This window comes from Rhizobium sp. R635 (assembly GCF_002211285.1).
GTDB lineage: Bacteria > Pseudomonadota > Alphaproteobacteria > Rhizobiales > Rhizobiaceae > Rhizobium.
This window is the reverse complement of record NZ_LOKX01000023.1, coordinates 307,759-328,919: the sequence shown is the minus strand read 5'-3', so window position 1 is coordinate 328,919 and position 21,161 is coordinate 307,759. Positions and strand designations below refer to the sequence as shown.

The 21,161-nt window shown below is 62.0% G+C and carries 19 protein-coding genes; 10 read left to right on the top strand and 9 right to left on the bottom strand.

Going from position 1 to position 21,161, the window contains the following annotated elements; translation table 11 throughout:
- Position 1: 1 nt before the first annotated feature.
- From ATY78_RS18235 to ATY78_RS18225, 3 genes are all read right to left on the bottom strand, one after another.
- Complete coding sequence (locus tag ATY78_RS18235) at positions 2-1,537, bottom strand: sugar ABC transporter ATP-binding protein (RefSeq protein ID WP_088683706.1); 1,536 nt, start codon at positions 1,535-1,537, stop codon at positions 2-4.
- A 71-nt stretch (positions 1,538-1,608) separates the two neighbouring features.
- The gene (gene rhaS, locus ATY78_RS18230; protein ID WP_088683705.1) at positions 1,609-2,604 is read right to left on the bottom strand and encodes a rhamnose ABC transporter substrate-binding protein; all 996 of its coding nucleotides are present in this window, start codon (positions 2,602-2,604) and stop codon (positions 1,609-1,611) included.
- Positions 2,605-2,651: 47 nt separating this feature from the next.
- Entirely contained in the window at positions 2,652-3,464 is an 813-nt protein-coding gene (locus tag ATY78_RS18225) for a DeoR/GlpR family DNA-binding transcription regulator (protein ID WP_088683704.1), read from the bottom strand.
- 201 nt (positions 3,465-3,665) lie between these two features.
- Between ATY78_RS18225 and ATY78_RS18220 the strand changes: the two genes are divergently transcribed.
- Together ATY78_RS18220 and rhaI are read left to right on the top strand one after the other, a co-directional pair.
- Complete coding sequence (locus ATY78_RS18220; RefSeq protein ID WP_088683703.1) at positions 3,666-5,762, top strand: bifunctional rhamnulose-1-phosphate aldolase/short-chain dehydrogenase; 2,097 nt, start codon at positions 3,666-3,668, stop codon at positions 5,760-5,762.
- A gap of 214 nt (positions 5,763-5,976) precedes the next feature.
- Entirely contained in the window at positions 5,977-7,269 is a 1,293-nt protein-coding gene (gene rhaI / locus ATY78_RS18215) for an L-rhamnose catabolism isomerase (RefSeq protein ID WP_088683702.1), read from the top strand.
- 50 nt (positions 7,270-7,319) lie between these two features.
- Here rhaI and ATY78_RS18210 read toward each other — a convergent pair whose 3' ends face one another.
- Positions 7,320-7,778, bottom strand: coding sequence for a carboxymuconolactone decarboxylase family protein (locus ATY78_RS18210; protein WP_088683790.1), 459 nt, complete (start codon positions 7,776-7,778; stop codon positions 7,320-7,322).
- Positions 7,779-7,903: 125 nt separating this feature from the next.
- On the opposite strand from ATY78_RS18210, the gene ATY78_RS18205 reads away from it, so the two are divergent.
- Together ATY78_RS18205 and ATY78_RS18200 are read left to right on the top strand one after the other, a co-directional pair.
- Positions 7,904-8,779, top strand: coding sequence for a sigma-70 family RNA polymerase sigma factor (locus tag ATY78_RS18205; RefSeq protein ID WP_088683701.1), 876 nt, complete (start codon positions 7,904-7,906; stop codon positions 8,777-8,779).
- 235 nt (positions 8,780-9,014) lie between these two features.
- Complete coding sequence (locus tag ATY78_RS18200; protein ID WP_088683700.1) at positions 9,015-10,223, top strand: amidohydrolase/deacetylase family metallohydrolase; 1,209 nt, start codon at positions 9,015-9,017, stop codon at positions 10,221-10,223.
- Between the two features lie 8 nt (positions 10,224-10,231).
- Here the strand turns inward: ATY78_RS18200 and ATY78_RS18195 are convergent, their stop codons facing one another.
- On the bottom strand, positions 10,232-11,080 hold the full coding sequence (locus ATY78_RS18195; RefSeq protein ID WP_088683699.1) for an IclR family transcriptional regulator: 849 nt from the start codon (positions 11,078-11,080) through the stop codon (positions 10,232-10,234).
- Between the two features lie 192 nt (positions 11,081-11,272).
- On the opposite strand from ATY78_RS18195, the gene ATY78_RS18190 reads away from it, so the two are divergent.
- The gene (locus ATY78_RS18190) at positions 11,273-12,130 is read left to right on the top strand and encodes an SDR family oxidoreductase (RefSeq protein WP_088683789.1); all 858 of its coding nucleotides are present in this window, start codon (positions 11,273-11,275) and stop codon (positions 12,128-12,130) included.
- An 87-nt stretch (positions 12,131-12,217) separates the two neighbouring features.
- Here the strand turns inward: ATY78_RS18190 and ATY78_RS18185 are convergent, their stop codons facing one another.
- Positions 12,218-15,826 carry a hydantoinase B/oxoprolinase family protein gene (locus tag ATY78_RS18185; protein ID WP_088683698.1) on the bottom strand — a complete coding sequence of 1,203 codons (3,609 nt, stop codon included), beginning with the start codon at positions 15,824-15,826 and terminating at the stop codon, positions 12,218-12,220.
- 87 nt (positions 15,827-15,913) lie between these two features.
- Here ATY78_RS18185 and ATY78_RS18180 point away from each other — a divergent pair, with 87 nt between their 5' ends.
- Positions 15,914-16,444: a winged helix DNA-binding protein gene (locus tag ATY78_RS18180; RefSeq protein WP_088683697.1), complete on the top strand. Its 531-nt coding sequence runs from the start codon at positions 15,914-15,916 to the stop codon at positions 16,442-16,444.
- A 56-nt stretch (positions 16,445-16,500) separates the two neighbouring features.
- On the opposite strand, the gene ATY78_RS18175 is transcribed toward ATY78_RS18180, so the two are convergent.
- Complete coding sequence (locus ATY78_RS18175; protein ID WP_004675830.1) at positions 16,501-16,716, bottom strand: hypothetical protein; 216 nt, start codon at positions 16,714-16,716, stop codon at positions 16,501-16,503.
- A gap of 127 nt (positions 16,717-16,843) precedes the next feature.
- Here ATY78_RS18175 and ATY78_RS18170 point away from each other — a divergent pair, with 127 nt between their 5' ends.
- Together ATY78_RS18170 and ATY78_RS18165 are read left to right on the top strand one after the other, a co-directional pair.
- Positions 16,844-17,467: a TetR/AcrR family transcriptional regulator gene (locus ATY78_RS18170; protein WP_088683696.1), complete on the top strand. Its 624-nt coding sequence runs from the start codon at positions 16,844-16,846 to the stop codon at positions 17,465-17,467.
- A gap of 69 nt (positions 17,468-17,536) precedes the next feature.
- Entirely contained in the window at positions 17,537-17,725 is a 189-nt protein-coding gene (locus ATY78_RS18165) for a hypothetical protein (protein WP_088683695.1), read from the top strand.
- A 37-nt stretch (positions 17,726-17,762) separates the two neighbouring features.
- On the opposite strand, the gene ATY78_RS18160 is transcribed toward ATY78_RS18165, so the two are convergent.
- Both ATY78_RS18160 and ATY78_RS18155 read right to left on the bottom strand, forming a co-directional pair.
- Entirely contained in the window at positions 17,763-18,200 is a 438-nt protein-coding gene (locus ATY78_RS18160; protein WP_088683694.1) for a DUF1810 domain-containing protein, read from the bottom strand.
- Positions 18,201-18,303: 103 nt separating this feature from the next.
- The gene (locus ATY78_RS18155) at positions 18,304-18,582 is read right to left on the bottom strand and encodes a hypothetical protein (protein WP_190237488.1); all 279 of its coding nucleotides are present in this window, start codon (positions 18,580-18,582) and stop codon (positions 18,304-18,306) included.
- Between the two features lie 274 nt (positions 18,583-18,856).
- Between ATY78_RS18155 and ATY78_RS18150 the strand changes: the two genes are divergently transcribed.
- Entirely contained in the window at positions 18,857-20,227 is a 1,371-nt protein-coding gene (locus ATY78_RS18150) for an amidase (RefSeq protein WP_088683692.1), read from the top strand.
- A gap of 66 nt (positions 20,228-20,293) precedes the next feature.
- On the top strand, positions 20,294-21,154 hold the full coding sequence (locus tag ATY78_RS18145; RefSeq protein ID WP_088683691.1) for a TIM barrel protein: 861 nt from the start codon (positions 20,294-20,296) through the stop codon (positions 21,152-21,154).
- Positions 21,155-21,161: the final 7 nt, after the last annotated feature.

The window sequence follows — 21,161 nt, the reverse complement described above, 5'->3', positions numbered from 1 at the left end:
CTCATGCATTTCCGGTCGCCGCGCGCACCAGCGCTTCCGGCGAAAGCTGATTGCGCTCGAAGAGCCCGGCCGACAGGCCTTCCTTCATCACCAGCACGCGGTCCGACATGCCGATGATTTCGGGCAGTTCGGAAGAGATCATGATGATGGAGAGGCCTTCGGCCGCGAGTTCGCTGATGAAGCCGTGGACGGCAGCCTTCGAGCCGATGTCGATGCCCTTTGTGGGTTCATCGAGAATGATGACCTTGGGCATGGTGGCGAGCCACTTGCCGATGACGACCTTCTGCTGGTTGCCGCCCGACAGCGTGCCGACCGGAACGGAGAGGGCGGCGGCGCGCAGATCCAGCCGCTCGGCATATTTGCGGGCGAGCGCGAATTCTTCCGCGGCCTGCAGGAAGCCCTTGCGCGAGGTGCGCGCCAGTGACGGCAGCGTCATGTTCTGGTAGATCGGCATCGGCAGCGCCAGGCCGTGGCGGCCGCGCTCTTCCGGCACGTAGACGATGCCGGCGCGGATCGCATCATGCGGCGAGTTGATCGAAATCTCCCGGCCTTCGAGCGTCAGCCGGCCGGAGAGCGGCCTGGTGATGCCGAAGAGCGATTGCGCGAGTTCGGAACGCCCGGCGCCGATCAGGCCGTAGATGCCGAGGATCTCGCCCTTGCGCAGGGTCAGCGAGATATCGCGGAATTCGGTGCGGTGGCTGTATTTTTCGACTTCGAGCACCGGAGCGCCGATCGCCACGTCGATCTTCGGAAAGGCGTTTTCGACATCGCGGCCGACCATCATGCGGACGATCTCGTCCTGCGGCGTCTCCTTGAGCCGGCCCTGGCCGACGGCGCGGCCGTCGCGGAAGACGACGAAATCGTCGGCGATCTCGTAAAGCTCGTCGAACTTGTGGCTGATGAACAGGATCGCCTTGCCCTGTTCCTTCAGACCCTTGATGATGCGGAAGAGATCGTCGATCTCCTTGCGGGAGAGGGCGGCCGTCGGCTCGTCCATGATGACGATGCGGGCCTCGATCGACAGAGCGCGGGCGATCGCCACCAGATGGCGTTGCGCGATCGAGAGGTCCTTCAGCCGGATCGTCGGATCAATATTGCTTTCAAGTGCCGTCAGCAGCGTCTTCGAGCGGGTGTTCATCACCTGCCAGTCGATGGTGCGAAAGCGCGTGCGCGGCGCATGGCCGAGGAAGATGTTTTCGGCAACCGTCAGCTCGTCGAACAGCACGGTTTCCTGATGGATGGCGGTGACGCCTGCATCGATCGCCGCCTGGGCGCTGGCGAAGGTCACGGTCCGGCCATCGACCAGGATCTCGCCTTCGTTCGGCCTGTAGATGCCGGTCAGGATCTTGACGAGCGTCGATTTGCCGGCGCCGTTTTCGCCGATCAGCGCCGTCACCGTGCCGGGGTGAAGGGCAATGCTGACATTGTCGAGCGCTTTCACGCCAGGAAAGATCTGGGAGATGCCGCGCATTTCCAGAATGGCGGGCGCTTCGCCGGTTTTGCTGTCCGTGGCGGGTTGTTGAAAGGCGGCGTTCATCAGCTTCTACCAGTGTCGAATGAGAAATCCCGGCGGCCGCATAGCCGCCGGGCTTTATGTGTTTCTCCGGATCAGAAGACCTTGGAGAACTGGTCGATGTTCGAAGCATTGTAGACGAAGGGATCGGCCATGGCGGCTTCGCCGTTATCGCCGACCTTGATCTTGCCCATGCGGCCGGCTTCGATTTCGCTGCCCGGCTTGCCGTCGGTTTCGCCCTTGACGAGGCGATAGGCGATCTGGGTGGCGGAGTAGCCGAGGTCGATCGGGTTCCAGATGGCGAATTCCTTCGTGGCGCCCGACTTGATCGCGCCGGCCATTTCGGACGGCAGGCCGAGACCGGTGACGTAGACCTTGCCGACGAGGCCCTTGTCTTCGACGACCTTCGAAGCGGCGAGAACGCCGACCGTCGTCGGAGCGACGATGACCTTGACGTTCGGGTTGGACTTCAGCAGGCCTTCGGCTTCACGATAGGACTTGTCGGAGAGGTCGTCGCCGTAAACCGTGGTGACGAGATTGAGACCAGCGAAATCCTTGAGCTGCTTCTTCATCTGGTCGATCCAGATGTTCTGGTTGGTCGAGGTGGTCGTGGCCGACAGGATGGCGAAGTCGCCCTTGCCGCCTTCCAGGTGATCCTTGACGAGCGTCAGGCACATCTTGCCGATCAGCTCGTTGGACGACGGGTTGAGCTGCAGGATGCGGCCTTCCGGTGCTACGCCCGAATCCCAGGAGATCACCTTGATGCCGCGCTGAGCCGCCTTCTTCAGCGCCGGAACGAGCGCGTCGGGATCGTTGGCCGAAACGGCGATGGCATCGACGCCCTGAGCGATCAGCGAGTTGATGACTTCGATCTGGCCTTCGGCCGTCGTCGACGTCGGGCCGGTGTAGATGACCTCTACGCCGCCGAGTTCCTTGGCGGCTTCCTGTGCGCCCTTGTTGGCGGCGTCGAAGAAGCCGTTGCCGAGCGACTTCACGACGAGGCCGATCTTGATGTCCTTGGCGCTGGCAGTGCCGGCCATCATGGCGACGGCGAGCGCTGCGCCGAGCGCCAGTGTTTTCGCGAATTTCATGTCACTTTCCTCCCATTAAGATTAGACTTCCACACCTCGGCGGCGCTTCATGCGACCGACGAGGAATCCTCCTTCGCAAGCTGCGCCACCGGGTTCGCGACGATGAGCCGGACGCCGGCGTTCTCGACCATGCGAGTCGCCTCTTCCGAAATCCCGTCATCGGTGATGATCGCAGAAACGCGGTCGAGCGCGCAGAGAATGAGGCTCGACCGGCGATTGAATTTGCTTGAATCGGCCATGACGACGAGTTCGTCGGCCTGGTGCATCAGCTTCTGCTCGCTCTGGATGATGAGCGCGTCCGCCTCCATGATGCCGAGCGGGCCGACGCCCTGCGCGCCGATGAACATGCGCCGCGCATAAAAATTGCGGATCGCGTCATTATCGAAAGGCGACAGGATCAGGCTCTGCTCGCGATAGATCGCGCCGCCCGGCACCGTCACCGTATTCTTGGAATGCTTCACCAGATGTTCGGCGATGGCAAAAGAGTTGGTCATGACCTGCATGCGGTGGCCGGCCATGTAATGCACCATCTGGAAGGTGGTGGTGCCGCCATTGATGATGATGGCGTCGCCCGCCTCGCAGAGATCGACGGCTGCGCGCGCAATTGCGCGCTTTTTATCGATGTTGACTGATTCTGAAACTCGGAAGGGCCGGCCGGCGAGATTGCCGAGCTGCGGCGGGTGCACCGCTTCCGCGCCGCCGCGGACGCGCCGGATCTTGCCCTGCACATGAAGAGCCGCAATATCGCGCCGGATCGTCGCCTCAGAAGCTTCCGTCAGTTCGGAAATGTCCTGGATCGTGACCACGGACTTCTCCTGAACGGCGCTTAAGATAATGCGATGGCGTTCACGTTCGTGCATTGGGCTCCTCCTCTTGTCGTATTTATTTCGTATCCGTTAAAAGCTGTCAATCACAAACGATCATAAATTTTCATATTGCGCTGCACAATAATCGAATTTGATCGTTTTCGATTGACAAACTCCATTTTGATGAGCGATACCGGTCATCGAAAAGGGGCGCGAACCTCGCGTCCCGATGATGATTTCATATGGGAGGATGACATGGCGGCGAACGTCCGGCTTCTGGAAAACCGGTGGGATGATGGTTACGCGGCAGGCCTCGATGAGCCCGGCAAGCTTCTCTATCGCTCCAATCTGCTCGGCGCCGACAAGCGCATCACCAATTACGGCGGCGGCAACACCTCGGCGAAGGTGATGGAAACCGATCCGCTGACCGGCGAGAAGGTGAAAGTGCTCTGGGTCAAGGGCTCGGGCGGCGATGTCGGCACCATCAAGCTCGACGGTTTCGCCACGCTCTATCAGGACAAGCTGGAAGCGCTGAAGGGCATCTATAAGGGTGTCGAAGATGAAGACCGCATGGTCGGCTTTCTGCCGCACTGCACCTTCAACCTGAATGCCCGCGCCGCCTCAATCGACACGCCGCTGCACGGCTTCGTGCCTTTCACCCATGTCGACCACATGCATCCCGACGCGATCATCGCGATCGCAGCCTCGAAGAATTCCAGGGAATTGACCAAGCAGATCTTCGGCGACGAGATCGGCTGGCTGCCCTGGCGCCGTCCGGGCTTCCAGCTCGGCCTCGATCTCGAAGCCTTCGTCAAGGCGAACCCGAACGCTAGGGGTGTCGTGCTCGAAAGCCATGGTCTCTTCACCTGGGCAAACGACGCCAAGGCCTGCTACGAGCTGACGCTCGATATCATCAACAAGGCGATCGAGTGGTTTGCCGGCCAGACCGAAGGCAAGACGATCTTCGGTGGCGCGGTCGTTCAAAGCCTGCCCGTTGCCGAACGTCGCGCCATCGCCGCCCGCCTGATGCCTGAGATTCGCGGCCGCATCGGCAAGCAGGAGCGCAAGCTCGGCCATTTCGACGATCAGGACGCGGTTCTGGAATTCGTCAATTCCAAGGAACTGCGTCCGCTCGGCGCGCTCGGCACCAGCTGCCCGGACCATTTCCTGCGCACCAAGATCCGCCCGCTGATCGTCGATTTCGACCCGGCCAAGCCGGATGTCGATGCGATCGTTGCCGGTCTCGACAAGGCGCTGGAAGATTACCGCGCCGACTACGCCCGCTATTACAACGACTGCAAGCATGATAATTCGCCCGCAATGCGCGACGCCAATCCGGTCATCTTCCTCGTTCCAGGCGTCGGCATGCTGTCCTTTGCCCGTGACAAGGCGACGGCCCGTATCGCCAGCGAATTCTACGTCAACGCCATCAACGTCATGCGCGGCGCTTCGACGGTCTCGGAATATCAGGGCCTGCCGGAGCAGGAAGCCTTCGACATCGAATACTGGCTGCTGGAAGAGGCGAAGCTCCAGCGCATGCCGAAGCCGAAGAGCCTTGCCGGCAAGGTCGCCTTCGTCACCGGTGGCGCCGGCGGTATCGGCCGCGCAACGGCTGCCCGCCTCGTCGGCGAAGGCGCCTGCATCGTGCTTGCCGATATCGACCAGGCAGCGCTCGAAGGCACGGAAGCCGATTTCATCAAGAAATACGGCGCCGATGCCGTGCGCAGCGTCCGGCTCGACGTCACCAAGGAAGATGCGGTGATCGCCTCCTTCGCGGAAGCCTCGGTCGAATTCGGCGGCATCGATATCCTCGTTTCGAATGCCGGTATTGCCTCCTCCGCACCGATCGAAGCAACCGAGCTTTCGACATGGAACCGCAATATCGATATTCTGGCGACCGGCTATTTCCTCGTCTCGCGTGAGGCCTTCCGCCTGTTCCGCCGTCAGGCGCTCGGTGGCAACATCGTCTTCGTTGCCTCGAAGAACGGACTTGCCGCCTCGCCGAATGCTTCTGCCTATTGCACGGCGAAGGCCGCTGAAATCCATCTCGCCCGCTGCCTGGCGCTCGAAGGCGCGGATGCCGGCATCCGCGTCAACACCGTCAACCCGGATGCGGTGCTGCGCGGCTCGAAGATCTGGAGCGGCGAGTGGCGCGAACAGCGCGCAGCCTCCTCGAAGATCGAGGTGGATGATCTCGAGGAACATTACCGCAAGCGTTCGATGCTGAAGCTCAACGTGTTCCCGGAAGACATCGCCGAGGCGATCTACTTCCTCGCATCGGACCTTTCGGCAAAATCGACCGGCAACATCATCAACGTCGATGCCGGCAACGTGCAGAGCTTTACGCGGTGATTTTTGACGGGGGCGGATGTGTCTGCCCCTTACCCTAACCCTCTCCCCGTTCTGACGGGGAGAGGGGACTTGCCCAACGAGATGTTGGAGTGGGACGGAGCCGGCGCGGCATATTCCCTTCTCCCCGTCAGAACGGGGAGAAGTGCCGGCAGGGGGATGAGGGGCGGCCCCAACGGCAGTTCCAATGTAGAAATTGCAGAACCGGGAGGAAGACATGGCCGAGTTCAGGATCGCGCAGGATCTGGTCGCGAGTGAAAACGACAAGCGGGCAACCGCACTGAAAGCCGATTACGAGGCGCTCGGCGCCACCCTTGACCGTCGCGGCGTCGATATAGAGGCAATCACCCGCAGGGTCGCCGAATTCTTCGTCGCCGTTCCCTCCTGGGGCGTCGGCACCGGCGGCACGCGTTTTGCCCGCTTTCCCGGCACTGGCGAACCGCGCGGCATTTTCGACAAGCTCGACGATTGCGCCGTCATCAACCAGCTGACGCAGGCAACGCCGAATGTCTCCCTGCATATTCCCTGGGACAAGGCGGATGCGCGGGAGTTGAAGGCCAAAGCTGATGCGCTCGGCCTCGGCTTTGACGCGATGAATTCGAACACCTTTTCCGATGCGCCGGGACAGGCTCACTCCTACAAATACGGCTCGCTCAGCCACACCGACGCGGCGACACGCGCCCAGGCGGTGGAGCACAATCTCGAATGCATCGAGATCGGCAAGGCGATCGGCTCCAAGGCGTTGACGGTCTGGATCGGCGACGGCTCGAACTTCCCCGGCCAGAGCAATTTCACCAAGGCATTCGAGCGTTACCTCGCCTCGATGGCTGATATTTACAAGGCTCTGCCCGACGATTGGAAGCTGTTCTCCGAGCACAAGATGTACGAGCCGGCCTTCTATTCGACGATCGTTCAGGACTGGGGCACCAACTACCTGATCGCCCAGACGCTCGGCCCCAAGGCCCATTGCCTCGTCGATCTCGGCCACCATGCGCCGAACACCAATATCGAGATGATCGTCGCCCGCCTGATCCAGTTCGGCAAGCTCGGCGGCTTTCATTTCAACGATTCGAAATATGGCGATGACGATCTCGATGCCGGCGCGATCGATCCCTATCGGCTGTTCCTGGTCTTCAACGAGCTTGTCGATGCCGAACAGCGCGGCGTCAACGATTTCAACCCGGCGCACATGATCGACCAGTCGCATAATGTCACCGACCCGATCGAAAGCCTGATCAACAGCGCCAACGAAATCCGCCGCGCCTATGCCCAGGCGCTGCTCGTCGACCGCAAGGCGCTCGACGGCTATCAGCAGGACAATGACGCGCTGATGGCATCGGAAACGCTGAAGCGCGCCTACCGCGCCGATGTCGAGCCGATCCTTGCCGAGGCGCGCCGCCGCGCCGGCGGCGCGATCGATCCGATCGCCGCCTATCGCGCCAGCGGCTATCGCAGACACGTCGCGGCCGAGCGTCCTGCTTCCGTTGCCGGCGGCGGCGGTATCATTTGAGAAGCATAATTGCCGGCAGCGCGGGGTGAAACGCTGCCGGCAATCGCCGCCTATGGCTTCCACTGACCTGCGATCTGACGGGTGGCGATGTTCAGCCGGTTCCAGACATTGATATTGGCGATGGCGATGACGAGTGCGGCAAGGCTCCTGCCGTCATAATGCCGTGTCGCTTCGTCCCAGATCTCGTCCGGCACCGGGTCGGCGCGGTCGCTGGTGCGGGTCACCGCCTCGGTCAAGGCGAGGGCGGCGCGTTCGGCATCGCTATAATAGGGGGCATCGCGCCAGCCGGCGACGGCAAAGAGCCGCTCATCCGTCTCACCGTGTTTGCGGGCAATGCGCCAATGGCCGTCGATGCAGACGCTGCAGCCGTTGATCTGGCTGGCGCGCAGATTGACGAGTTCGAGCAGCTTCGGCGAAAGGCCTGTTTCGGTCGGCACCCTGCTGAGTGCATTGAGCGCCTGCATGGCGGCGGGAAGGATGAGGGCGGGATTTCCCATTCTCTCCTGCATGACCAATTTTTCCTGCATACTAAGCCTCCTTGATGCGTTTACAGTTTGACGATCGCCGGCGCTGTCACATCGGCCGGGTTTCATTCGTCATGATCTTGACGGAACGCAGCGAAGGAATGTGACGGATGAACGAGAAAAAATGGTTGGCCGATGAATTCGAGGCGAACAGGGCGCATCTGAAGGCGGTCGCCTATCGCATGCTCGGCTCGCGCAGCGAGGCTGAAGATGCCGTTCAGGAGGCCTGGCTGCGGCTGAGCCGCACCGACGCGGCCGGTGTCGGCAATCTCGGCGGTTGGCTGACGACTGTCGTGGCGCGCATCTGCCTGGACATGCTGCGCTCACGCAAGACACGGCGCGAGGAGCCGCTGGAACTGCCCACCCATGACGGGATTGCCGATCCGGCGAAAGATCCGGAACGCGAGGCAGCCTTTGCCGATTCGGTCGGCCTGGCGCTGCTCGTCGTGCTGCAGACGCTGGCGCCCGCCGACCGCGTCGCCTTCGTGCTGCACGACATGTTCGATCTGCCCTTCGACGAAATCGCTCCGATCATCGGCCGTTCGTCCGCTGCCGCGCGGCAGCTTGCAAGCCGTGCCCGTCGCCGGGTGCAGGGCACGGACGAGACGCCGGATGTCGATTTCGACCGCAAGCGGACGATTGCGGAGGCATTCCTCACCGCATCGCGCAACGGCGATCTGGAAGCGCTTGTTGCCGTTCTCGCCCCCGACGTGGTCTTTCGGCCGGATGCGACGGCGGCTGGATTTGGAAATATCGGCGAGATTCGCGGTGCTCCAGGTGTTGCAGAGCTCTTCAAGGGCCGGGCACGGGCGGCGGAAGCCGCTCTCGTCGATGGCGAAGTCGGCTATATCGTGCGTATCGAAGGAGAGCTGCGTGTCGTCGTGGCGCTCACCATCGCCGATGGCAAGATCCTGGCGATCGACGCCTTCGCCGATCCGGACCATCTCGCGCGCGTGGACTATTCGGTCTTTTCCGAGCGAAAATAAATGCTCTGCGGGAGGGCGCGTTTCCGGCGTGCCCGCCGTGTTATCGCATAGTCATCATACGTCATTTTTCTTGACAGAGACGTCGCTGCTTATATTCTACTATAAAGATTTGTGTAGTATAATTATGGAATAGCCGAAAGCGGTACGATTTCCATCATCCTCCACAACAACAAGCAGACGGATCGCCGCCGGGCGCGGAACGATTCATATCCAAGACTTCGAAAGGAATGCAATCATGTCCGGGGACCAGGCGAAGAAACCGCTGCTGCTCGCCAATGTCAGGCCCATGGCTTTCGGCGCCGGTACGCCGGACGGGACGGTGGACATCCTCATCGGCGGCGACGGCAGGATCGCCGAGATCGGTCCTTCGCTCGGTGTTCAGCAGGACGTGACCCGCATCGACGGCAAGGGCGCCTTCATGTCTCCGGGCTGGATCGACCTGCATGTGCATATCTGGCATGGCGGCACGGATATTTCCATTCGCCCGTCCGAATGCGGCGTCGAGCGTGGCGTGACCACGCTGGTCGATGCCGGCTCTGCCGGGGAGGCGAACTTCCATGGCTTCCGGGAATATATCATCGAGCCCTCGCGCGAGCGCATCAAGGCCTTCCTGAACCTCGGCTCGATCGGCCTGGTTGCCTGCAACCGGGTCGCCGAACTCAGGGATATCAGAGATATCGATCTCGACCGCATTCTCGAAGTCTATGCCGCAAACAGCGAGCACATCGTCGGCATCAAGGTGCGCGCGAGCCACGTCATCACCGGCTCCTGGGGCGTTACCCCGGTCAAGCTCGGCAAGAAGATCGCCAAGATCCTGAAAGTGCCGATGATGGTGCATGTCGGCGAGCCGCCGGCGCTTTATGACGAAGTGTTGGAGATTCTCGGACCCGGCGACGTCGTCACCCACTGCTTCAACGGCAAGGCCGGTTCGAGCATCATGGAAGACGAAGATCTCTTCTATCTCGCCGAGCGCTGTGCCTCCGAGGGCATCCGCCTCGACATCGGCCACGGCGGCGCTTCCTTCTCCTTCAAGGTGGCCGAGGCGGCGATTGCGCGCGGCCTTCTGCCATTCTCGATCTCGACCGACCTGCACGGCCATTCGATGAACTTCCCGGTCTGGGATCTGGCCACGACGATGTCGAAGCTGCTCAGTGTCGGCATGCCTTTCGACAAGGTGGTGGAAGCCGTCACCCATGCGCCGGCATCCGTCATCAAGCTGGCGGTGGAGAACCGGCTTTCGGTCGGCGCGCAAGCCGAATTCACCATTTTCGACCTCATCGATTCCGAAGTCGAGGCGACGGATTCGAACGGCGACGTCTCGGTTCTCACCAAACTGTTCGAGCCGCGCTACGCGGTCATCGGCGCCGAGGCTTTCGCGGCCAGCCGCTATGTGCCGCGAGCGCGCAAGCTCGTGCGCCACAGCCACGGCTATTCCTACCGGTAGAAGCGCCTTTAGCGGTTGCGCCAGCCCATCAGCTTTTCGATCCGTTCCGCCGAACTGCGCACATGCGCCGTATAATGGTTCTCGTCGGAGAAGGCCTTCTGTTCCGGCAGCACGATGGAAATGGTGGCGACGCACTGGCCGTCGCGGTCGCAGATCGGCGAGGCGATGCAGGCGACCGCATAATCCGATTCGCCAGCCTGGATCGACAGGCGCGACTCAAAGGCTTTGCCGGCTGCTTCCGACAGCGTGCCCGGATCGATCTCGGCCCGTCCGGTCGGGGATGAACGGGCGCAGCGCTTGAAGAGCTCGATGCGCTCCTCTTCGGGCAGGTGGCCGACGAGCAGGCGGCCCGACGCCGTCCAGTTCAGCGGCACGCGGGTGCCGACGCGGGAGGCCACCTGGAAGTGGCTCGGGCCATCGGCCATCGCAAGCACCAGCATGAAATCGCCGTCGCGGCCGCAGACCTGCACCGTTTCGCCGGCCTGGCGACAGAGATCATGCATTTCGTGGGTGGCGATGCTCATGAAATCCAGCGACCGGGCATAGGCAAGGCCATAATGATAGAGCCGCGCCCCGAGCCAGATCGAACCGTCCGTCTGGCGCGTCAGCATGTTCTTTTCGACGAGATCGTCGACGATGACATAGACGGTCGAAAGCGGCGCCTTCACCGCCTTGGCAATGGCATAGACGCCGGCGGGCGATCCGGTCTCATAGAGATGGTCGATCACCTGAAGCGCCCGGTCGATGCCGCTGACGCGCGCGCGGCGAGCGCCCTTGCCGCCGGCTTCGCCGGCAAGGCCCTCATCTTCGGAGTAAGCTTCGGGTGATGTCTTTCCGTCCAATTCCGCGCACCTCATGAAAAACTGCGATCATGTTACATTACTATGGCATAGCGGTCGCTGTGGCAAATCGCAACATCTTGTAGGGTGATCGCAAGGCGGATGTGACAGCGGGACCGTGTCAGGGGGCGACTGCACGGCAACAACTCCACCATAAACTTGGAACAACAAGCCGCAGCCTGAGTTTGACCCCCAACCGAGGAGGTCATGATGACGAATTATCCGACGCCGCCTTTCCCATCCCAGAAGCAACCAATGCCGGGTTTTACCGCGCAGATGGACCCCATTCCCGATCACGGCGAGAAGAGCTACCGTGGTTCCGACCGCTTGAAAGGCAAGCGGGCGATCATTACCGGCGGCGACAGCGGCATCGGCCGGGCGGTGGCGATTGCCTATGCCCGGGAAGGCGCCGATCTGGTGATTTCCTATCTCGATGAGGATGAGGACGCCGATGAGACGAAGCGGCTCGTCGAGCAGGCCGGACGTAAGGCCATTCTCGTCAGCGGCGATATCCAGGATCCGGCTCTATGCCGGCAGATCGTCGAAACCGCGGTTAGGGAATTCGGCGGCATCGACATTCTCGTCAACAACGCTGCCCATCAGGCGAGCTTCAAGAGCATCGATGAGATCAGCGATGAGGAATGGGAACTGACCTTCAAGGTCAATATCCATGCGATGTTCTACCTGACCAAGGCTGCCGTTCCTCATATGAAGCCGGGCAGCGCCATCATCAATACGGCTTCGATCAATTCGGACAGTCCGAACCCGACGCTGCTTGCCTATGCGACGACCAAGGGTGCGATCCAGAATTTCACCGCCGGCCTCGCCCAGCTTTTGGCGGAGAAAGGCATCCGCGCCAATGCGGTGGCGCCGGGGCCGATCTGGACGCCGCTCATTCCTTCGACGCTTCCCGAAGACAGCGTCAGCAATTTCGGCAAGCAGGTGCCGATGAAGCGGCCGGGCCAGCCGGCCGAGCTTGCGACAGCCTATGTGATGCTGGCCGATCCCTTGTCGAGCTATGTCTCCGGCACGACAATCGCGGTCACGGGCGGCAAGCCGATCCTCTGATACATGTCGCCCGGAATTGGCGGTTCCGAACGACATGAAAACAGGGAGCTAAAGCACGTCACCTGACGAAGTTCGATTCGATGTGGTTTAGGGTTTGCCGTAGCCACCGCCGGTCGGCGTCGTAACGATCACGGCGTCGCCGGCGGCGAGCACTGCCTGATCGCAGCCTTCCAGCCTTTCGACCTTGCCATCCGCCCGACGGATCTCGGTTTTCCCCAGTTGACCATCCTCCCCGCCGAAGAGGCCGAAAGGCCGGATCGCGCGATGCGAGGAGAGGATGCTGCAATCCATCGTCTCACGAAAACGGATCGTCCGCTCGGTTCCGCCGCCGGAGCTATATTGCCCCTTGCCGCCGGAGCCACGACGAACGCGGAAATCTTCTAGCACGACGGGAAACCGGAATTCCAGCACCTCCGGGTCGGTCAGGCGCGAATTGGTCATATGCGTGTGCACGCCATCGGCGCCGCTGAAGCCGGTGCCGTCGTTCAGCAGGCCGGCGGGGCCGCCGGCGCAGATCGTCTCGTAATATTGGTAGGTGGCATTGCCGAAGGTCAGGTTGTTCATCGAGCCCTGCGCTGCCGCCAGCGTGCCGAGCGCCCCGAACAACGCATTCGTCACATGCTGGCTGGTCTCGACATTGCCGGCGACGACGGCGGCCGGATAGGCCGGGCGCAGCATCGAACCCTCCGGCACGATGATCCGGATCGGCCGCAGGCAGCCGGCATTCATCGGAATCGGCTGCTCGACCATGACGCGGAAGACATAGAGCACGGCGGCACGCGTCACCGGTTCCGGCGCATTGAAATTGGTCGGCTGCTGCGCGCTCGTGCCGGTGAAATCGACCGTCGCCTCACGCGCCTTCCTGTCGACGGTGATCTTCACCTTGATGACAGCGCCCTGGTCTGTGGGATAGGTGAATTCGCTGTCGCTGAGGCGGGCGATCACCCTGCGGACGCTCTCCTCGGCATTGTCCTGCACATGGCCCATATAGGCTTCGACGACGTCGAGCCCGAAATGAGAAACCATCTTGCGCAGCTCCTGCACGCCCTTTTCGTTGGCGGCGATCTGCGCCTTGACGTCGGCAAGGTTCTGGCCCGGGTTGCGGGCAGGGTAGGGGTGGTCCTTCAGCATGGCCGCGAACTCGGCTTCGCGGAAACGTCCTTTATCGACCAGGAGGAAATTATCGATCAGCACGCCTTCCTCGTCGACCTTGGTCGCCCGCGGCGTCATCGAGCCCGGCGCCTTGCCGCCGATATCGGCGTGATGGCCGCGCGAGGCGACGTAAAACAGGATGGTCTCTCCCGCGTCGTCGAAGACGGGAGTGACGACCGTGATGTCGGGCAGGTGCGTGCCGCCATTGTATGGCGCGTTGAGCGCGAAGACGTCACCCGGGCGGATACGGCCTTCGTTCAGGCGGATGATGGTTTCGACGGAGCGGTCCATCGAGCCGAGATGCACCGGCATGTGCGGTGCATTGGCGACGAGCGCGCCGGTACGGTCGAAGACGGCGCAGGAAAAATCGAGCCGCTCCTTGATATTGACCGAATGGGCGGTGTTCTGCAGCGTCACGCCCATCTGTTCGGCGATCGCCATGAAGAGATTGTTGAACACTTCGAGCATGACCGGATCGGCGTTGGTGCCGATCGCGGCGTTGCGGGAAAGCGCGATCTCTCGGGTAAGGACGATATGGTCGAGACCGGTGAGCCTTGCCTGCCAGCCGGGCTCGACGACGATCGTCTGGTGCGGTTCGATGATGAGGGCAGGACCCTTGAGGACGGCGCCTTGTTTCAGTGCATCGCGCTTGAAGATGCCGGCCTCATGCCATGCTCCGCCGGAATAGAAGCGGGTGGTACGAAGTGCTTCCGGCCGGAAGGCTTCCGCCTTTGTTTCCGTTTCCTTGATGTCGGCGCCGCCGCCGATGCCCTCGACTTCGATGGAGTCGACGACAACAGGCCGGTCTTCGAAGATGAAGCCGAACTGCTTCTTGTGGGCGAGAGCGAAGGCTTGCGCCATCTCGTCCTGCGGCCCGAAGGTAACAGGCAGGGCCGTGTCGGTGCCTTTGTATTGCAGATGCAGCCGGGTGACGATTTCCGTATCGGCGGGCTCGACGCCCTGCAGCGTCAGTTCCTCACGGACCTCCCGCTCGAGTTCGCTCCTGATGCCGCCGATCGTCGTCAATGCCTCGGCGAGTTCCGTCAGCACCGCGCGCTGGCGCGTCGCGCGGATATCGGCGAGCCCCATGCCATAGGCCGAGAGGATGCCGGAGAAGGGGTGGATCAGCACGGTTTTCATGCCGAGGCTGTCGGCGACGAGGCAGGCATGCTGGCCGCCGGCGCCGCCGAAACAGGTGAGCGCATAGTCGGAAACGTCATAACCGCGCTGGACGGAGATCTTCTTGATGGCATTCGCCATGTTTTCGACGGCGATGGCGAGGAAGCCGTCGGCGACATTCTCCGCGCTCCTAGTGCCGCCGATCGTCTGCGCCATCTCGGCAAAGGCGGCATGCACCGCCTCGGCATCGAGCGGCTGGTCCTGCTCCGGCCCGAAGATTGCGGGGAAGAATTCGGGCAGCAGCTTGCCGGTCATGATGTTTGCGTCGGTCACGGCGAGCGGGCCGCCGCGGCGATAGGATTTCGGGCCGGGCGTGGCGCCGGCCGATTCCGGGCCGACGCGGAAGCGTGAGCCGTCATAGCTCAGGATAGAGCCGCCGCCGGCTGCGACGGTGTGGATTTTCATCATCGGCGCGCGCATGCGCACGCCGGCAACCTCCGTCTCGAAAGCGCGTTCCAATTCACCGTCGTAATGCGAAACGTCGGTCGAGGTGCCGCCCATGTCGAAGCCGATCATTCGGTTGAAACCGGCAATGTGCGAGACTTCGACCGCGCCGACCACGCCGCCGGCGGGGCCGGAAAGGATCGCGTCCTTACCCTGGAAGAGGTGCGCATCGGTCAGCCCGCCGGAGGATTGCATGAACATCAGCTTCGGGCCTTGCCCGTCGCCAGCGCCGAGTTCGGCCGCGACCTGATCGACATAGCGCCGGAGAACCGGAGACAGATAGGCGTCGACGACGGCGGTGTCGCCGCGTCCGACGAGCTTGATCAGCGGCGAAACGACATGCGAAGGAGATATCTGCGTGAAGCCGATCGCGCGCGCGATGGCGGCCGCCCGCTGCTCGTGCTCGGGATAGCGGTAGGCATGCATGAAGACGATGGCGACGGCGCGCAGGCCCTCGGCATAGGCGGCTTCAAGCGCTTGTCGCAGGCCATCCTCGTCAAGCGAATGTTCCACCGTGCCATCCGCCAGCACGCGCTCATCGGCCTCGATGACATCGGCATAAAGCAGCTCCGGCTTGACGATCTTCTTGGCGAAGATATCGGCGCGGGCCTGGTAGCCGATCTCCAGCGCATCGCGGAAACCCTTCGTCGTCACCAGCAGGGTGGGGTCGCCCTTGCGTTCCAGAAGCGCGTTGGTGGCGACCGTCGTTCCCATCTTCACCGCGCCGATGCGATCGGAGGGGATCGCTTCGTCAGGCTTCAGGCCGAGGAGTTCACGAATGCCGTGCACGGCGGGATCGCGATAGGCTTCCGGATTTTCCGAGAGCAGTTTGTGGGCGAGGAGCGAACCGTCAGGCCGCCGGGCGACGATATCGGTGAAGGTGCCGCCGCGATCGATCCAGAAATCCCACTGCGCGCTCATCGTCCGGCCTCCTGTTGAACTGAAAATTTATTGACGATTTATCGATAAAATGTCAACGTTTTCTCTCTCGAAAGCTGGAGGTTGGACATGGCAGATCGGCGCGGAAGACAACAGGAAATCGGACCGATCGTCTCTTCCGCACATCTGGCCGACGGCGCGCTTCCCGCTCTTTCGGAGCTGGAATTCGGCCTCATTCTGGCCGGCAATGCCTTCGATCGCTGGATGGTGCGCTGCATGACGGCGGCGGGCGAGCCCGGCTGTGCTGCGATCGACGTGCTGGTGCTGCATTCGGTGGCGCACCGGCAGCGGCCGAAGCGGCTCGGCGATCTCTGCAGCGTTCTCGGCGTCGAGGATACGCATCTGGTGATTTATGCGCTCAAGAAGCTGGAAAAGCGCGGTCTCGTGAAAAGCGCGCGGGCGGGCAAGGAGAAACTGATCACCGCCACGGACAAAGGTTTTGAAACCTGTCTGAAATACCGGACGGTGCGCGAAGCGCTGCTGGTGGAATCGATGAAAGGGCTGGGGCTCGATCCGGCTACGACATCGGCGGTGGCGGCCACACTCAGGGCGCTTTCCGGCCATTACGATCAAGCGGCAAGGGCCGCCGCCTCTTTATGACGGCAGCCCCTGACCGGGGGCAGGGAGAGATCCCCCGAAATGTTCAGGTGGTCTGATCAGCCGAAGCAGGGCATGGCCGGTAGATTGGCGCGGCCCGCAAGCGCTCCGATCATCTTGCCCACCGGCGTCGGGCGCGGCTCGCGCTTACCCGCGGCCGTCTCCAGGAGTTGCTTGAAGTCTTCAAGCTTCACGCCGTCGGCGCGCAATACCATGGCGATCAGGGGGTCGCGAAGGGCTTCGGATATCGTCAGGTCGTCTCTGGTCTTTCTCATGGCTTGTCCTCCTTTCGTGGGCGGTCGCCCGTGTTCCACATCCGCCGCCATACCCTCGGCATTGACTTTCGCGGTGTGTGGTGTTACCGGTAAGTAACAATACAGTTGTTACCGATCGGTCACATTGATGTCAAGGACTTCGTCCGCAAAAAAATCCGAAGCTTCGAATGAAATTACCGCAGCCGTTCCCGAAGATCGCATCCCGCCGCGGGAGCGTATCGTCTCGACGGCTTTGGAGCTTTTCCGCGAGCGCGGCATTCGCGGCATCGGCGTCGATGCCATCGCCGACGCGGCCCTGACCAACAAGATGACGCTCTACCGGCACTTCGGCTCGAAGGACGAACTGGTCTGCGAAACGCTGCGGCGCGTCTCCGAAAAGGCGAGCGCGATCTGGCGCGATCTGGAGGCGGCGTATCCCGGGAATCCCCGTGCTCAGCTCGATGCCTGGGTGGAGATGCGGGCGCAATGTCTGAACGGCGAGCCTGCCGGCTGCGATCTCGCCAACGCCGCCATCGAACTGAAGGGCGAGGGGCATCCCGCCCATGAGATGATCGAGCGGCACAAGGCCGAGCAGCGCGATCGCCTGGTCGCGCTCTGTTCGGCGGCCGGTGCGCGCGAACCCCAGCTTCTTGCCGATACGCTGACACTGCTCCTCGAAGGCGCGCGGGTCAGCCGCCAGGCCATGGGCGCCGACGGCTGCTGCGGCCACTTCGCCAAGGCCTGCAGGGCGGCGATCGCTTCCTTCGCCTGAGCCGTCTCGGGAACCTTACTGCTTGGGCGCCGTTCTTCCGTCACGGGAGAGCGATGTGGAGGCAGAGAGATGAACTATGTCTATCTCAAGCGCCTGTATGCCAAACGCGCGGAACTCGAAGCCAAGCTGGAGCTCCACGACGCGCGCTATTGCTTCGGCGAAGAAGAGGTGGATGACGGCACCGACAGCGATCTGCGCCAGCGTCTGAGTGAGATTTCAGAGGAAATCGCCGCGCTAGAAAGCAGGCCGGGCCGCTAAAGCACGTCAAGCAAAGGTATGGAAGTTGCGCTGGTCTCTAGTCGCCGGCGCTGAGGATTTCCATTGTCCGCTCATCGAATTTCCCCTGATAGAAATGCTCGATTACCCGGTGGAAGGGCGAGCCATGGTCGCTGATCGCGGCAAACAAGGTCATTGAAGAGCGGAGTTTCAGATCGTCGGGCGAGCCGAGGATCTCGTGCGCGGTCCGGCCGTTGACGGACAGGATCGCTTCGACACAGCGAGATAGCCGGCTGGAGAGAATGGGATCGGCGAGATAGGCAGCGGCTTCCTCGGCTGAGCGGATCGCATATTTTTCGGCCATCAGAGAGGTGCCGAGACCTGATATTTGCGGGAAGATGAACCACATCCAATGAGAGGTCTTGCGTCCGGCTCTCAGCTCCGCAAGCGCTTTTTCGTAGACGCCGTTCTGCGCGTCGATAAAGCGGTGGAGATTGTAATCGACATCACCGGCCATGGTCCTTTTCCTTTCTGCATCAATGCATCCAGGGCCAAGGTCTCCATGCCCGGCAAACTGGTTTTGCCGGGCAAACCGATTGCCCGGCGAGCTGGCTCTCCTATCAGCAAACCCTTTCAGCGTAGGGGCTGCTGTCACGGCAATGGCCGTAAGGCTGATGATGCGGCGTGCTGTCGCCTGGTGCAGCCGCAATGGCCGATGTCGTCATCGGATCGGTATCGCTCGACGAGTATGCAGCGAAACCTGCAAAGCTCAAGACGACAAGTGCCCCGACCACGACAAGACGTTCGAAGCCCGAAAGTTTCTGGGCGCTGACATGTTCCGCATAGTCGCGCTCGCCCAGGCCGATGGTTTCATCCTCTTTCACGTGAAGGGTGACCATATCCTGGCGGCGGCTTAAAGTTTCACAATCTGACATTTTAGTTTACTCCTGCAACGCATGCGGAGCGGTTCTCAAAGAGCAAAGTCTCACCCTCATGCCGAATCCCACTCCACACGCGAGCAGCATGTGTGTCTTCGATCGTGGCAATTGAAGGGGCAATCTGCAAACTCAGTGTTCAAAAAATCGTCCTAATAAATGCAAAATATCGTGAACCTCTGGCTCGCCGGAATGATCCGGGGTAGTCGAGTGGATCGTCTTTCTTCTGGATCGTCCCATGAGCAAATCTTTCGGCGCAATGTCGGTCGCGCAGCTTTCCGTCCTCATTCAAGGCGGTGCGGCCGATCCGGTCGATGTGGCCGAGGCGGTGTTCGAATCCATCGCCGATTATTCCGACAAATCCGTCTTCACCGTGCTCACCGAAAACCGGGCGATGGAGGAGGCGCGCGCTTCCTGCAAGCGTTTGCGGGAAGGGCGCTCGCTCGGATTGCTGGATGGTGTCCCGATCGCCTGGAAGGATCTTTTCGACATCGAGGGTCTTGCGACCACGGCGGGTTCCGTCGTCTTGGCCACAGATGCTCCGGCCAGACGCGACGCGGCTGTCGTCGCTCTGCTCCGGCAAGCGGGCATGGTCGCCGTCGGCCGCACCAATATGAGCGAGTTCGCCTTTTCCGGCCTCGGCATCAACCCGCATTACGGCACGCCGGTCAATCCGCGAAGCGCCGATCTCCCGCGCATTCCGGGCGGCTCCTCCTCGGGCGCGGGTGTTGCCGTCGCAGCCGGTCTGGTGCCGGTCGCGATGGGTACGGATACCGGCGGCTCGGTGCGCATCCCCGCCGCCTTCAACGGCATCGTCGGCTATAAGGCGACCCGCGGCCGCTATGCGATGGAGGGTGTCTATCCCTTGGCAAAGAGCCTGGATTCGCTGGGGCCGCTCTGCCGCACCGTCAGGGATGCGGTCTGGATCGATGCGGCCATGCGGGGTCTGACGGCGCCTGACGTCGTCGAGCATCCGTTGCGAGGCCTGGAACTGCTCGTGCCTGACAATATCGTCTTCGATGGCGCTGAACCGGACGTGATCGCCGCTTTCGAAGCGGCTTTGGAACGTCTTCAAAGGGCCGGCGCCAATGTTTCCCGCACCGTTCTTCCGGCTTTCGATGAAATATTCGATCTCATGACGAAATATGGTCCGCTGGTAACGGCGGAGGCTTTTGCGCTTCACCACGCGCGTTTGGCGGGACCAGAGGCAGACAGAATGGATCACCGCGTCGTCATGCGCACCCGCTTGGGAAGCAAGACGACTTTGCCTGATTACCTCGCGATCCTCGAGGCGCGCAGCCGCCTCATCGCCGATACCGAGCGCCTTGTCGGCGACCGGCTGATCGCCTTTCCCACCGTTGCCCATGTCGCCCCGCCGATCGCGCCGCTGGAAGGGGATGACGAACTGTTCTTTGCGACGAATAACAAGACGCTGCGCAACACCGCGCTCGGCAATTTTCTCGACTGGTGCGGTGTTTCCATTCCTTGCGGCACGGGTGCAGCAGGCATGCCGGTCGGCCTGCTGCTTTCGGCCACCGCCCGTCGCGACGAGACGCTGCTCGGGATTGGCCTTGCGGCCGAGGCGGTCATCCGCGGCGATTTTGCTTGAATTGGCAATTGAACCACCGGGCTTTTGTTGCCATTGATGGCGTGAGGAAATCCTGGAGGACGGTACATGCAGGTTTTGCAGAACGGACGCTTTGCGGTTTCGACATGGTCGCTGCATCGGCTGCTCGGCGCCGTCCATGGCTATAGTCCCGATCTCGATAAAAGTGCCGCGCCGAAAGAGCCTTATGGACCGGGTGCGGCGGCGCTGATCGACCTGCCGGCGGCGCTCGCGGCGCGAGGCATCCATCGGCTGGAGGTCTGTTCCTTCCATCTGCCGAGCCTCGATGCCGCCTACCTTCATGAATTGCGTGATGCGATGGCGGCGTCGAACGTGCTGTTCCAGACACTGCTCGTCGAAGACGGCGATCCGAGCCATCCCGAAACCGCCGAACGCGACGTCGAATGGATGGCGCAGTGGATCGGCATCGCTGCCACCCTCGGGGCGCAGAGGATGCGTGTCATCGCCGGCAAGCAGAAGCCGACGGAGGAAAATCTTGCCCGTGCCGCCCGCCACCTTGGCTGGCTGGCTGAAAGGGCGGAAGGCAGCGGCGTGCGGGTCGTCGTTGAGAACTGGTTCGACCTGCTGCCGTCGCCGGTCGAAATGAACTGGCTGCTGGACAAACTGGACGGCAAGGTCGGGCTCAACGGCGATCTCGGCAATTGGGCGGCGCCGGCGAAATATCAGGGCCTCGCCGACATCATGCGCCGCGCTGAAATTTGCCACGCCAAGGCCGATTACGGCGCTGCCGGCCTCGATGCCGACGATTACCGCAAGTGCCTGGAGATGTGCGAGAAGGCTGGTTACGCCGGTCCTTTCACGCTGATTTACGACTCGCCGTTTTTCCCCGACGAATGGGACGGCATCCTGCTGCAAAAGCAGTTCATCGAGGATTTCCTGCGCGAAGCGCCGGCGCTGAGGTCGGCTTAGTCAGAAG